The sequence below is a fragment of the Brevibacillus sp. 1238 genome (assembly GCF_029892995.1).
Taxonomy (GTDB): domain Bacteria; phylum Bacillota; class Bacilli; order Brevibacillales; family Brevibacillaceae; genus Brevibacillus; species Brevibacillus parabrevis.
In genome coordinates this window covers 1-12,828 of record NZ_JARXWC010000027.1, presented here as the reverse complement: position 1 = coordinate 12,828, position 12,828 = coordinate 1, and the positions used below count along the sequence as shown (strand labels likewise).

Annotated in this window: 12 protein-coding genes, 1 rRNA gene and 1 other annotated feature; of the genes, 10 read left to right on the top strand and 3 right to left on the bottom strand. The window is 49.1% G+C overall.

Translation table 11 applies throughout. The features are described 5' to 3' along the window. A 23S ribosomal RNA gene (locus M2298_RS28090) occupies positions 1–92 on the top strand; the annotation flags it as partial. A 113-nt stretch (positions 93–205) separates the two neighbouring features. On the opposite strand, the gene M2298_RS28085 is transcribed toward M2298_RS28090, so the two are convergent. Continuing rightward, complete coding sequence (locus M2298_RS28085) at positions 206–1,255, bottom strand: YaaC family protein (protein WP_280649361.1); 1,050 nt, start codon at positions 1,253–1,255, stop codon at positions 206–208. A 167-nt stretch (positions 1,256–1,422) separates the two neighbouring features. Here M2298_RS28085 and guaB point away from each other — a divergent pair, with 167 nt between their 5' ends. Further along, positions 1,423–2,883, top strand: coding sequence for an IMP dehydrogenase (gene guaB / locus M2298_RS28080; RefSeq protein WP_173599961.1), 1,461 nt, complete (start codon positions 1,423–1,425; stop codon positions 2,881–2,883). Positions 2,884–2,972: 89 nt separating this feature from the next. Here the strand turns inward: guaB and M2298_RS28075 are convergent, their stop codons facing one another. Next, positions 2,973–3,425 carry a hypothetical protein gene (locus tag M2298_RS28075; protein ID WP_122966895.1) on the bottom strand — a complete coding sequence of 151 codons (453 nt, stop codon included), beginning with the start codon at positions 3,423–3,425 and terminating at the stop codon, positions 2,973–2,975. A 202-nt stretch (positions 3,426–3,627) separates the two neighbouring features. On the opposite strand from M2298_RS28075, the gene M2298_RS28070 reads away from it, so the two are divergent. The 6 genes from M2298_RS28070 (at position 3,628) to aceA (ending at position 11,625) form a co-directional block, all read left to right on the top strand. Continuing rightward, positions 3,628–4,935 (top strand): D-alanyl-D-alanine carboxypeptidase family protein, encoded by a 1,308-nt coding sequence (locus tag M2298_RS28070; protein ID WP_173598240.1) that lies wholly within the window; start codon positions 3,628–3,630, stop codon positions 4,933–4,935. Between the two features lie 109 nt (positions 4,936–5,044). Next, on the top strand, positions 5,045–5,929 hold the full coding sequence (pdxS, locus tag M2298_RS28065; RefSeq protein ID WP_122966893.1) for a pyridoxal 5'-phosphate synthase lyase subunit PdxS: 885 nt from the start codon (positions 5,045–5,047) through the stop codon (positions 5,927–5,929). A 10-nt stretch (positions 5,930–5,939) separates the two neighbouring features. Beyond that, complete coding sequence (pdxT, locus tag M2298_RS28060; protein WP_122966892.1) at positions 5,940–6,515, top strand: pyridoxal 5'-phosphate synthase glutaminase subunit PdxT; 576 nt, start codon at positions 5,940–5,942, stop codon at positions 6,513–6,515. Between the two features lie 138 nt (positions 6,516–6,653). Continuing rightward, positions 6,654–6,874, top strand: a binding site (T-box leader). Between the two features lie 49 nt (positions 6,875–6,923). After that, complete coding sequence (serS, locus tag M2298_RS28055) at positions 6,924–8,204, top strand: serine--tRNA ligase (protein WP_063230253.1); 1,281 nt, start codon at positions 6,924–6,926, stop codon at positions 8,202–8,204. A gap of 490 nt (positions 8,205–8,694) precedes the next feature. Then, the gene (aceB, locus tag M2298_RS28050; protein WP_173599960.1) at positions 8,695–10,302 is read left to right on the top strand and encodes a malate synthase A; all 1,608 of its coding nucleotides are present in this window, start codon (positions 8,695–8,697) and stop codon (positions 10,300–10,302) included. A gap of 33 nt (positions 10,303–10,335) precedes the next feature. Beyond that, a complete protein-coding gene (gene aceA, locus M2298_RS28045) occupies positions 10,336–11,625 on the top strand; it encodes an isocitrate lyase (protein ID WP_173599959.1) in 1,290 nt (429 codons plus the stop codon). A 79-nt stretch (positions 11,626–11,704) separates the two neighbouring features. Here aceA and M2298_RS28040 read toward each other — a convergent pair whose 3' ends face one another. After that, the gene (locus tag M2298_RS28040) at positions 11,705–12,073 is read right to left on the bottom strand and encodes a hypothetical protein (protein ID WP_242773372.1); all 369 of its coding nucleotides are present in this window, start codon (positions 12,071–12,073) and stop codon (positions 11,705–11,707) included. A gap of 234 nt (positions 12,074–12,307) precedes the next feature. Here M2298_RS28040 and M2298_RS28035 point away from each other — a divergent pair, with 234 nt between their 5' ends. Both M2298_RS28035 and M2298_RS28030 read left to right on the top strand, forming a co-directional pair. Continuing rightward, positions 12,308–12,433: a hypothetical protein gene (locus M2298_RS28035; RefSeq protein WP_255679195.1), complete on the top strand. Its 126-nt coding sequence runs from the start codon at positions 12,308–12,310 to the stop codon at positions 12,431–12,433. Between the two features lie 27 nt (positions 12,434–12,460). Then, positions 12,461–12,828: hypothetical protein (locus tag M2298_RS28030; RefSeq protein WP_280649360.1), on the top strand; the 368-nt coding region annotated here is incomplete at its 3' end.

The following is a 12,828-nucleotide window of genomic DNA, read 5'->3' as shown; positions in this document are numbered from 1 at the left end:
ACCCCTCATAGACGATGAGGTTGATAGGTTCGGTGTGGAAGCGCGGTAACGCGTGGAGCTGACGAATACTAATCGGTCGAGGACTTATCCACACACTCTTAGCAATCATGCGTATTCAGTTTTGAAGGAACAAGCAGAAAAGCTGTATTCCCGATTACTTTTGCGAGTAATGGAGAATGCAGCTTTTTTTGTATGAGAAAACAGGTTACTCGTCATCGTTATCAAACGCACTGCCTTGCCAGAATGAAGAGTTATTTTGCCTAATCTGTTTCATAATAAATGTGGGATAAGCCGACTGATGATGTTCCAGAAAAAACTCAATGAGAAAACGTTCTGCCAGACCGTGTGACAAGACAAGCTCTCCCCACCACTCTGTTTCATATCTGCAAAGCATGCTCAACAAATACAGAAGCAGGTAATGGCTGGCCCAGTCAGGAAGAGGCAAAGAATCCGGAGAGCTATTCCAGAAGAAAAGACGGTGTTTATGCGAACGGAATAAAGGGTGTCGGTCCATTTGCAGGAAGCTGGATCGAGGAAGGAGCAGCTGCTTGGAGTTCCCGTCTTGCCAGCGGAGTTCCAGTTGGAGATCGCCAGGTGAGACCCTGTTTATGTATTGGATAAAAGTCTGAGGAGAGTATGCCAAAGAGCCGTCTGTGATTTCGGGAAAAGCTACATGGAGCCACTGCTGCCTGTTAGAAGATTGGTTGGAAGCTTGTTTAGAAGGTGGCTCACATTCATGCCATTCCAGTTGCAGCCAGTGTTTTGGCTGTTCGGACAGTGTCGAGTAAGCATCACTGACCACGGGCATGGAAGAAAACAAGTCGTGCACCGAATAGCGATCCTGCATAGGGGAAAGATGAAACAGTTGCGCCAGCAAAGCGAAAAACCCTTCTTTTTGTGGGCGAACCTCATCTTCTAGTAGCAGGTACGTGTTTTTTTTCAGCTTTCGCGTAGTGACACCGTGCTGGAGCACTCGACTGTTTTGCGGATATGATGGGTCGCGAGTCAAAAGCATTCCCTTTAACAGATGGGAGCATCCATAAAAGAGCAGCAACGGCTGGATGGACAGGTCTGCTTTTGCAGCAGTCGTATAATATTGCCTGGCTTGTTTCCACAAAAAGAGGAAGCGGGAGCTTTGGTGAAAGGCAAGACGCTCAGCATGCTCGAAGCCCATACCGTCGTAGCAGGCAGTCAAATATTTTCGGGCTGTTGGTTCTGTTTCAAAATAGCGGAACAGGTTCCATTCAGAGTTCATTGCAACCACCTTTCATTAACTTTCGTGATCTGATTATCCACACTCGTTATTTTTTTGATTTATCTGTCTAATACACTCTATACCCGAACGTTTTACACATTCCTTGACAGTAAATTATGCCGTTTGTTACACTGTCTTAAAATATTTGCCGAGAGGGGCTTTCTACTGTGCGGGAAGATAAATTTGTCAAAGAAGGACTAACATTTGATGACGTGCTGCTTATCCCAGCAAAATCCGAGGTTTTGCCAAGAGATGTCGATCTTCGGGTAAAGCTTAGCGAGACAGTTAGTCTGAACATTCCTTTGATCAGTGCCGGGATGGACACGGTAACAGAATCAGCACTCGCGATCGCGATGGCCCGCCAAGGCGGCATTGGCATCATCCATAAAAACATGACGATTGAGCAGCAGGCGAGCGAGGTAGATCGCGTAAAGCGCTCGGAAAGTGGCGTCATTACCAACCCGTTTTCTTTGAGCCAGGACCATACAGTAGCAGAAGCGGACGCTCTGATGGGCAAATACCGCATTTCCGGCGTGCCGATTGTCGATGAAGAAAAGCATCTTATCGGGATTTTGACCAACCGTGATCTGCGCTTTGTTCATGACTACTCCACACCAATCAAAGAAGTGATGACAAAAGACAATCTGGTGACTGCTTCTGTAGGAACAACGCTCCAGCAAGCAGAAGCGATTCTTCAAAAGCACAAGATTGAAAAGCTGCCACTGGTTGATGAGAACAATATTTTGCGCGGACTTATCACCATTAAAGATATCGAGAAGGCGATTCAATACCCGCAGGCAGCCAAGGACCCACAGGGACGCTTGCTGTGTGGCGCGGCGGTCGGTGTATCTGCTGATACGTTCGAGCGTGCAGCGGCGCTTGTACAGGCAGGTGTGGATGTCCTGGTGGTCGATACAGCACATGGACACTCCAAAGGTGTAATCGAAACCGTAAAAGCCATTCGCAAAGAGTATCCAAACTTGACGATCGTAGCGGGCAATGTTGCGACAGGGCAAGCTACCCGCGATCTGATCGAAGCTGGCGCATCTGTTGTAAAAGTCGGTATCGGTCCGGGTTCCATTTGTACTACTCGCGTCGTAGCAGGTATCGGTGTACCGCAAATTACGGCGATTCACGATTGTGCCCAGGTAGCTCGCGAGTACAATATTCCAATTATTGCCGACGGCGGTATTAAATACTCCGGCGATTTGCCAAAAGCGATCGGCGCTGGCGCTTCTGCGATCATGATCGGCAGTCTGTTTGCCGGAACGGAAGAAAGTCCAGGCGAATTTGAGATTTTCCAAGGCCGCCGTTTCAAGGTATACCGCGGCATGGGCTCGATTGGCGCTATGAAAGCAGGAAGTAAAGACCGTTACTTCCAGGAGAACGAACAAAAGCTTGTTCCAGAAGGAATCGAGGGCCGCGTTCCTTACAAAGGGCCGTTGGCAGATGTGACCTACCAACTGATTGGCGGTTTGCGTGCAGGGATGGGTTACTGCGGAGCGAAGACGATCGAGGACTTGATCCAGAACTCCCAGTTTGTCCGGATCACGGGAGCCGGCTTGCGTGAAAGCCATCCACATGACGTGCAAATTACCAAGGAGTCGCCGAACTACTCGATTTCTTAGTTTATAAGAAAATCCCCCCTTCTAGAAAGAAAGGGGGGTTATTTAATTTGTAGGCAAAAATTTAAAAACTGGTCGCAGTTAACGTACAGCTATCTTCTATAAATAGCGATTTCTCCGTCAGAGGCAATATTTCCTACTATCTTGAGGCGATAGTTCCCTGGGACGACAGATACTGGGTCGGTATAATCAGTATTGCCTTTTGGCGCAGTTAATCTTCCTAATTTAATTGTTTTCTCTACTTTTCCATTCTCGCTTAATTTTTCGATGTAAACTGTTACATCGCAGTTACTATTTGAAGCATCTAATCCAGCGTTAGCCTTTCCAAAGAGATGGAATGTGTCACGGCCAATATATGTACCTCCCTGTGTTACGCTGAAAGACCTCCAGTCAAGTTCAATGCTCATGGTACTAATATCCTTTTTAGTTTGCTGTTCCACTAGGGAATCGGTGTTCCTTTTTTCGACTGCGGCATGAGCAGAAACTGGATTCATAACAACCAAACCAAGAGCGAGTGAAGCAAAAGTGTATAAAACCTTATTCACGAGATAAGCCTCCTTAAATATTGAATATATTGCCATTTATACCATAATATAATTTAATTTCAATTATATTTTATATATCCAATCAATTACCTACTAATGAGTCTATTTGGACTTCAATGAGATCGTAATGGTATGTTAAACTTACACTTGGTGCTCAATTACCGTATGAATTTATGACAGAATTGGAGAGTGAGAAGAAACTATGAAGCGAACAACATGGAAAAAGCGACTGACAGGTCTGATCCTTTCTCTCGCAGTGTTTGCAACCGCAATGGGAGGAGCGGCGACGAAGGCCGATGCAGCACCTGCAGCCGATCTACAACTGGCAGCGAAATCTGCCATTCTATTAGAGGCATCAACAGGAAAAATATTGTACAGTATGAATCCAGATGCCTCGCTGCCACCTGCCAGCATGAGTAAGATGATGGCGGAATACCTGGTGCAAGAAGCAATCAAGGAGAAGAAAATCAGCTGGGATGAGAAGGTGCCCGTAAGTGAGTATGCCTTCTATGTGGCAAGAATCTCCGATACGTCTGGCGTATACCTAAATCTAGGTGAGTCCTTCACAGTCAGAGAGCTGTACAATGCGATGGCTGTCGTTTCTGCTAATGACGCAACTGTACTGCTTGCTGAAAAGATTGCGGGCAGTGAAGCAAACTTCGTGCAGATGATGAACAAGAAGGCTGCAGAGTTTGGTATGAAAAACACGTCTTTCGTAACATCTAGCGGTTTGCCAGCCAACGAGTTGGGACCATATTCCGTTAAGACAGATCAAGTGGAAAACCTGATGTCTGCTCGCGATTCTGCCATCCTCGCTAGAAACCTGATTCGTGATTTCCCAGAAGCTTTGGAAGTATCCAAGATCCCACGGTTTACGTTTCGTCCCGGTTCTAAAAATGAGCTGAAAATGGCGAATAACAACTGGATGCTGCCTGATCTCCCGAATTACTATCAAGGTGTAGACGGATTAAAGACTGGTTATACCCAAGCAGCAGGCAATTGTTTTACTGGTACGGCCGTTCGTGATAACATGCGTTTGATTTCTGTTGTCATGGGAACAGACAGCAAAACAAAGCGCTTCGTAGAAACCAAAAAGCTTTACGACTACGGTTTCAGCAATTTCAAATTAACCAAGCAGTTGGACAAGAATGCTTCTGTAAAAGGCTTTGAAACTGCACCTGTAAAGAACGGGGTAGAACTGACAGTACCAGCAGTAACAGGCAGCGAAGTAAACGTACTGACCAAAATTGGCGGGGAAGCAAAATTCACCCCAACAGTTACCTTCCAAGACTTGAACGCGCCAATCAAGCAAGGCCAAGTAATCGGTAAGCTCGTACTGAAAGAAGAAGGGGCAAAAGACACCGATTACCTCCAGCCGGAAGACGCGGCAAAAGCAGGCGTGGATGTAGTGGCAAGTCAAGAGGTGGAAGAGGCGAGCTGGATTCGTTTGTTCTTCCGCAGCATCATTCAATTTTTCAGCAACTTGTTCAGTAGTGGAACAGGAAATTAAATAATAGTTGTTTTCCCCCTCATCTATCGTTTACAATGACGGTAACAAGGAACCATAACAGAGCATAACAGTTACGGTTCTGACTTCATGATGTAGGGGGAATTTTCATATGGTACAAGTAGGAACGTCCCGCGTAAAAAAAGGTATGGCTGAGATGCAAAAAGGCGGCGTTATCATGGACGTCGTAAATGCTGAGCAAGCAAAGATTGCTGAAGCTGCTGGCGCCGTAGCTGTTATGGCGCTGGAACGCGTACCTTCTGATATCCGTGCTGCTGGCGGAGTAGCCCGTATGGCTGATCTGGGCATTGTGGAGGAAGTTCTGAACGCTGTTTCTATCCCTGTTATGGCAAAAGCTCGTATCGGACATTTTGTCGAAGCCCGCGTATTGGAGTCAATGGGTGTAGATTACCTGGATGAAAGTGAAGTTTTGACCCCAGCGGACGATTTGTACCACATCAACAAAAAAGACTTCACTGTGCCGTTCGTATGTGGTGCGCGTGATCTGGGCGAAGCGCTTCGCCGCATCGGAGAAGGAGCTTCCATGATCCGCACAAAAGGTGAGCCAGGGACCGGGAACATCGTAGAGGCAGTTCGCCATATGCGCACGATGATGGCTCAAATCCGCAAAGTGCAGGCGATGTCTTACGATGAGCTGATGGCAGAAGCGAAAAATTTGGGTGCTCCATACGAACTGCTCGAACAAGTACACCAAACAGGCAAACTGCCTGTCGTGAACTTCGCGGCTGGTGGCGTAGCTACCCCGGCAGATGCGGCACTGATGATGCAATTGGGCTCTGACGGCGTATTCGTCGGCTCGGGTATTTTCAAATCGGAAAATCCGGAAAAATTCGCGCGGGCAATTGTCGAGGCAACTACCCACTACACAGATTACGAGCTGATCGCACGCGTATCAAAAGGCTTGGGCAGTGCGATGACAGGAATCGAGATTTCCAAAATCCGCGAAGCTGATCGCATGCAAGAGCGCGGCTGGTAAGGTGAGTCAAATGAAAATCGGTGTACTCGCGCTGCAAGGGGCTGTGGCAGAACACTTGCGCATGCTGGAGGAAGCAGGGGCGACAGCCGTTCCTGTCAAAAAAGCAGAGGAACTCGCAGACCTCGACGGATTGGTTCTCCCAGGCGGAGAGAGCACGACGATCAGCAAGCTGATGCATAAGTACGGATTCATGGATGCGCTTCGTGAGTTCGGAAGCGCCGGAAAGCCAATCTTCGGCACTTGCGCGGGAGCGATTCTCTTGGCCAAGCAGATTCAGGGGCAGGATGAGTGCCATCTGGGGCTGATGGATATCAAGGTGGAGCGGAACGCGTTTGGTCGGCAAAAAGAAAGCTTCGAGGTCACAATGCCCGTAGCTGGTGTCGGTGCAGATTACCCGGCAGTGTTTATCCGCGCTCCTTACATCGTAGAAGTCGGAGAAAATGCTGAGGTGCTTGCCAAGTACGATGAAAAGATCGTCGTTGCCCGAAACGGTCACTACCTGGCGGCTGCTTTTCACCCGGAATTGACCGAAGATGCACGGCTGCACAAATATTTCCTCGAAATGGTCAAAGAGTACAGAAGCTAAAGCCCATCAATAAACATCCTCGAAAGAAGATCGGCATGAACAAGATGCCGGTCTTTTTTTGTATGAAGATCATCGCGGAGTAGCCTTTACATACGTATAGAACCTGTAGTACAGTTAACAATAGAAGTATGCATGAATGAGAATGCGATGATGAGAACAAGTACCTCATGAAGAATCTGGTGCAGAGAGTCGGTGGTGGGTGCAAACCGATCCGGTCTGTGGGGGAATCCATCTCGGAGTGGCAAAGGAATGAACTTTGTCCGGAACCGTCCCGTTACGACGGATTGAGTGGATACATGTGCAGTCTTGGCGTGTATCAACGAGGGTGGCAACGCGGGTATACAACACTCGTCCCTTATGGGGACGGGTGTTTTTTGCATTTTATTATCGATTCGGAGGGATTCGAACATGTTGGACGTAAAAGTATTGCGTCAGGATTTGGAAGAAGTAAAACGCCGTTTGGCGCATCGCAACGAAGATATTTCCGCTCTGGATCAGTTTGCAGAAGTGGACGAAAAACGCCGTCAAGTTATTCAGGAAGCGGAAGCTCTGAAAAATAAACGCAACACGGTATCTGAGCAAGTAGCCGTCATGAAACGGAACAAAGAGAACGCCGACCATTTGATCGCGGAAATGAAAGAAGTAAATGAGCGCATCAAAGCGTTGGATGAGGAACTGCGTGGGCTGGATGAACAGCAAGAACTGATTTTGCTGAGCCTGCCTAACCTGCCACATGAAAGCACACCAATTGGTACTTCGGAAGATGACAACGTGGTGGCTTGGACGTGGGGCGAGCCTCGCAACTTTGGTTTTGAGGCGAAACCACACTGGGAAGTAGCCAGCCAGGCTGGTATTCTCGATTTTGAAACGGCAGCGAAGGTAACCGGAAGCCGCTTTGTCTTTTACAAAGGACTGGGAGCGCGTCTGGAGCGGGCGTTGATGAACTTCATGATGGATCTCCATTCCAATGAACACGGATATGAAGAAGTCATCCCGCCATTCATCGTGAACCGCGCGAGCATGACCGGAACCGGACAATTGCCTAAGTTTGAAGAAGATGCTTTTAAACTGGAAGGTCCTGATTACTTCCTGATTCCTACCGCAGAGGTGCCAGTGACGAACATGCACCGCGACGAAATCATGGATGGAGCAGACTTGCCTAAATACTATACGGCGTTCAGTGCTTGTTTCCGTTCGGAAGCAGGTTCGGCAGGGCGCGACACGCGTGGTCTGATTCGTCAGCACCAATTCAACAAAGTCGAGCTGGTGAAGTTCGTCAAACCGGAAGATTCCTACGATGAGCTGGATAAACTGGTGAAAAATGCGGAGAAGGTGTTGCAGCTGCTTGGACTGCCATACCGCGTGCTGAGCATGTGTACCGGAGATCTCGGATTTACTGCGGCGAAGAAATTCGACTTGGAAGTTTGGATTCCAAGCTACAATACGTACCGGGAAATCTCGTCGTGCTCGAACTTCGAGGACTTCCAGGCTCGCCGTGCCAATATCCGTTTCCGCCGCGATACAAAATCGAAGCCGGAATTTGTGCACACTTTGAACGGATCGGGTCTTGCGATCGGCCGTACAGTAGCAGCCATTTTGGAGAACTACCAGGAACAAGACGGTTCCATCACCATTCCGGAAGTTTTGCGTCCGTATATGGGTGGAGTAGAAAAAATCTCCCCGAAATAAGCGAGCAAAGAAACGCATAAAAGCATATGGAAAAGCAAAGCAGCCTTCTGATTCTGACGGGTCAGGGGCTGCTTTGTTTTTGCCAAAAAGAGCTGTAAATCAAGGACAAGGGCATGTTTTGATAAAATGTGTTCTAATACAGTGTGATTTTTTTGAAAATTGTGTTGCGCTGTATTAGTGTCTGTTATATAATAAAAACAAATTTAAAGAATATTGTTTTAATACAGATATGGAGGGAAAGAAAATGGACTGCTATCGGTGTGAAGGAAACGGCGAACAAAATTGCCCAAGATGTGGAGGCGTTGGTCACGATGACAACGGAGCGGCTTGCCATCATTGTTTGGGAGATGGGCATGTGAGTTGCAGTCATTGCAGCGGCAGCGGATATCAGGATTAGATCATTTTTTTTGCACCTACTGTACTATAATAATTTTTCGAAAACGAATCTGTACCATAATAATTCGGACGTTATCAAGGATGGTGACCAGTTTTGACTACGATTCCAACTAATCCATATCCGCTGGAGATTCAGATCACTGGCGAGATGCATTCCGGCTATCAGGAAATCCTCACGCCAGAGGCGGTTCAATTTGTGATCAAGCTGGAACAAAAGTTTGGCGACAGACGGCAGCAACTGCTTGCCGATCGCAAGGAACGTCAGCTGAAAATTGATGCGGGACAACTGCCTGACTTTTTGCCGGAAACAGCCGAGATTCGCAACGGAGATTGGACGATTGCTCCACTGCCGCATGATCTTTTGGATCGAAGAGTGGAGATCACCGGGCCATCTGGCGACCGCAAAATGGTGATCAATGCGCTGAACTCAGGCGCTCGCATGTTCATGGCCGATTTTGAAGATGCCAATTCGCCTACATGGGAAAACTCGATCCAGGGACAGATCAACATGAAGGACGCGGTTCGCCGCAACATATCATACACCAGCCCGGAAGGAAAACAGTACACCCTGAATGAGAAGACGGCTGTATTGATCGTACGGCCGCGTGGCTGGCACCTCGATGAAAAACACATACTCCTTGACCAACAGCCGATTTCCGGCAGCCTGCTCGACTTTGGTCTTTATTTTTACCACAACGTCGATGCCTTGATCGCGAACAAGACAGCCCCGTATTTTTACTTGCCGAAGCTGGAAAGCCATCTGGAAGCGCGCCTCTGGAACGATGTGTTTGTTTTCGCCCAGGAGGAACTGAATATTCCGCGGGGGACGATTCGCGCGACGGTGCTGATCGAAACGATTCTCGCTGCTTTTGAAATGGATGAAATTTTGTATGAGCTGCGCGAGCACAGTGCGGGATTGAACTGCGGGCGTTGGGATTACATTTTCAGCTACATTAAAAAGCTGCGCAATAGCCCGGATGTCATTACGCCTGACCGGGCACAAGTGACGATGACGGTTCCGTTCATGAAAGCCTACACCACTTTGGCGGTGAAGACTTGCCACAAACGCCAGGCACCTTGCATTGGCGGAATGGCAGCGCAAATTCCGGTGAAAAACGACCCGGTCAAAAATGAAGAAGCGATTGCCAAAGTACGTGCCGACAAAGAGCGGGAAGCATACGACGGGCACGATGGTACATGGGTAGCTCATCCGGCATTGGTGCCAGTTGCCATGGAGGTTTTCAATCGTTTGATGAGAGAGCCGAACCAGATCTGGTATAAGCGCGAGGACGTGCAGGTGCAGGCGAGCGACCTTCTGGCTGTACCCGAAGGCACGATCACAGAGGAAGGCGTTCGTACCAACATCAGTGTCGGTTTGCAATATATCGAGGCATGGCTTCGTGGCTTTGGGGCTGTTCCGATTCACAATCTGATGGAGGACGCAGCGACGGCAGAAATCTCCCGTGCACAAGTATGGCACTGGATTCGTCATCGACATGGCGTTCTTCAGGATGGCAGAAAGATCACGGAAGGCTTGGTGAAACAGTGGCTGAGCGAAGAACTGCAAGCGTTGAAACAAGCGATTGGCCAGGAGCGTTATGAAAACAGCAAATTCCAGGTCGCGGGCGAGCTTTTCTTGCGGCTGGTGACGGAAGACGATTTTGAAGATTTTCTGACTGTGCCGGGCTATCGCTATCTCTAAATAAAACAATAAAAATGGGTGGGGGAAACGAAAATGAGCAAACAAACAAAACAGGAAGCTATTCAACAGATCGAGCAAAGCTGGCAGGGCGAGCGTTTTCAAGGGATTACCCGGACGTACACGGCGGAAGATGTTTTCCGGCTGCGTGGTTCGGTTCAAATCGAGCACACACTGGCTCGTCTCGGAGCGGAGCGGCTGTGGAACTTGCTGAATACAGAGCATCATATCAAGGCGCTGGGGGCATTGACCGGGAATCAGGCGATTCAACAGGTAAAGGCCGGCTTGAAAGCCATTTACCTGAGCGGCTGGCAAGTAGCGGCTGACGCGAACCTTTCCGGACAAATGTATCCTGACCAAAGCCTTTACCCGGCGAATAGCGTTCCTCATGTTGTGAAAAGAATTAACCAGGCATTGCAGCGTGCTGACCAGATTGACCAGTCCGAAGGCGGCACAGATACGTATTGGTTTGCTCCGATTGTCGCTGACGCCGAAGCGGGCTTTGGTGGACCGCTGAACGTGTTTGAATTGATGAAAAGCATGATTGAAGCGGGGGCAGCAGGTGTGCATTTTGAAGATCAGCTGGCTTCCGAGAAAAAATGCGGACATATGGGCGGAAAAGTTTTGATCCCGACGCAGGCTGCTGTCCGCAATCTGATTTCGGCCCGTTTGGCAGCAGATGTCATGGGAGTGCCGACTATCATTGTAGCTCGTACAGACGCTAACGGCGCATTCCTGATCACGAGCGACGTTGACCAGCAAGACCAGCCGTTTTTGACAGGCGAACGGACGCCAGAAGGATTTTTCCGTCTGCGTGGCGGGTTGGATGCAGCGATTGCCCGTGGACTCGCCTACGCACCTTATGCCGATCTGATCTGGTGCGAAACGTCCGAACCAAATCTGGACGAAGCACGCCGATTTGCCGAAGCGATTCATGCCCAGTACCCAGGCAAGCTGCTCGCTTACAACTGCTCGCCTTCGTTCAACTGGAAGAAAAAACTCGACGAGGAATCGATTGCACGCTTCCAGGAAGAGCTGGGCGAGATGGGCTACAAGTTCCAATTCGTGACGCTTGCGGGCTTCCATGCGTTGAACTACGGCATGTTCGAGCTGGCACGCGGCTACCGTGATCGTGGAATGGCTGCTTACTCCGAATTGCAGCAAGCTGAATTTGCCACAGAGGTGAACGGTTATACAGCTACTCGTCATCAGCGTGAAGTGGGTACCGGCTATTTCGATGAGATTGCACAAGTGATTGCCGGCGGAACTTCCTCGACCACAGCACTGACTGGTTCGACAGAAGAAGAGCAGTTTGCGCACCAGTAATCAATGAAACAAAAACGGACTAGGGGGCATGCCTCCTAGTCCTTCATTTTTTGCCGATAGGTTTGTGTGCCTCCCCATTTTATTTTAGGGTAAGCTCGATTTGCTGGCTGTCTTGGCCGCTACGCGACGAACTGCTTTGCCGCACGGACATTCCCCCTCCAGAGGATGGATTGGAGACTTCCAGTGCGATCCGGCTAGTTGTTTCGTTGAGGTCGATTTGCAGTGCTTCTACGCTACCTGCTGGAATGAGCACTGTCTGATCGATGGGAGTGCCGTTTGTGTATGCGATGAGTGGTTCTTTTGTATCTGCGTCTTCCACCCTCAGGTTAAGGCTGCGATCGTTAGCGCCCCGGTTGTTAATCATGATGGTCAAAGAGGAATCGGTCCCTCTTCGCGACAGAACGAAGCGCGTTGTCGAGTAGTTGGAGGAATGGTTCGTCGATGCCATGTTTTGTCCCTCTCCTTCCTTAAACGACTTCAATTGTTGGAATGGTTGTTTTGCTGCAAAAGATTGAGGATGGTTTCGCGATTTTGCGTTTCTTTCTCCAGCAATTTCTGAAGCAAAGATTCGAATGAGCTGCCCCCTTCGATACAACCACAAGGAGAAGCGCTGCTTCCGCCTCCCTGGTTGGGTGGGCAAAAGCATTTGACTAACTGTAGCAATAACAGGAGCAGAACGGTGTTGTCGCTGAAGTTAATCAAAGTGCTGTTTCCTACCGTGAAGGAATTTCCGTTCGATATCGTATTGGCGGAGTTGTTGGCAGAGCTGGCGATCCCGTTTGCTGTGCTGGTCAGAGCGCTGTCGTGATTAAAAGTATTATTGGAAGTGCTCAGGTTGGCCGAGTCATTGCGGGCGCAGCTGGTAGAATCAAGGGTACTGTTGGCGTTGCTGTTGTTGTCATTTGTGGAAGAGTTATCTGCCGAACTGGTATTGGTCGTTGTGTTGTCGCCTGTAGTGGCTGTGGCATCGGTATCCGATGTATTGTCCGAGTCGCTGGTGCTTGTAGATGAATTGTCGCCCGTAGTGGAAGTGCTTGGCCCGGCAGAAGAGGTTGCATCGGTATCGGAAGAGTTGGTGGCATCGCTGTTGCTGGTGGACGAATTGTCGCCCGTAGTGGAGGTGCTTGGCCCGGCAGAAGAAGTCGCATCGGTATCGGAAGAGTTGGTAGCGTCGCTGTTGCTGGTGGACGAATTGTCACCCGT

Excerpts from the sequence above, each read along its gene's own strand:
- M2298_RS28085 (WP_280649361.1), bottom strand. The coding sequence starts at position 1,255 with ATGAACTCTGAATGGAACCTGTTCCGCTATTTTGAAACAGAACCAACA.
- M2298_RS28070 (WP_173598240.1), top strand. The coding sequence starts at position 3,628 with ATGAAGCGAACAACATGGAAAAAGCGACTGACAGGTCTGATCCTTTCT.
- pdxS (WP_122966893.1), top strand. The coding sequence starts at position 5,045 with ATGGTACAAGTAGGAACGTCCCGCGTAAAAAAAGGTATGGCTGAGATG.
- pdxT (WP_122966892.1), top strand. The coding sequence starts at position 5,940 with ATGAAAATCGGTGTACTCGCGCTGCAAGGGGCTGTGGCAGAACACTTG.
- serS (WP_063230253.1), top strand. The coding sequence starts at position 6,924 with ATGTTGGACGTAAAAGTATTGCGTCAGGATTTGGAAGAAGTAAAACGC.
- aceA (WP_173599959.1), top strand. The coding sequence starts at position 10,336 with ATGAGCAAACAAACAAAACAGGAAGCTATTCAACAGATCGAGCAAAGC.
- M2298_RS28040 (WP_242773372.1), bottom strand. The coding sequence starts at position 12,073 with ATGGCATCGACGAACCATTCCTCCAACTACTCGACAACGCGCTTCGTT.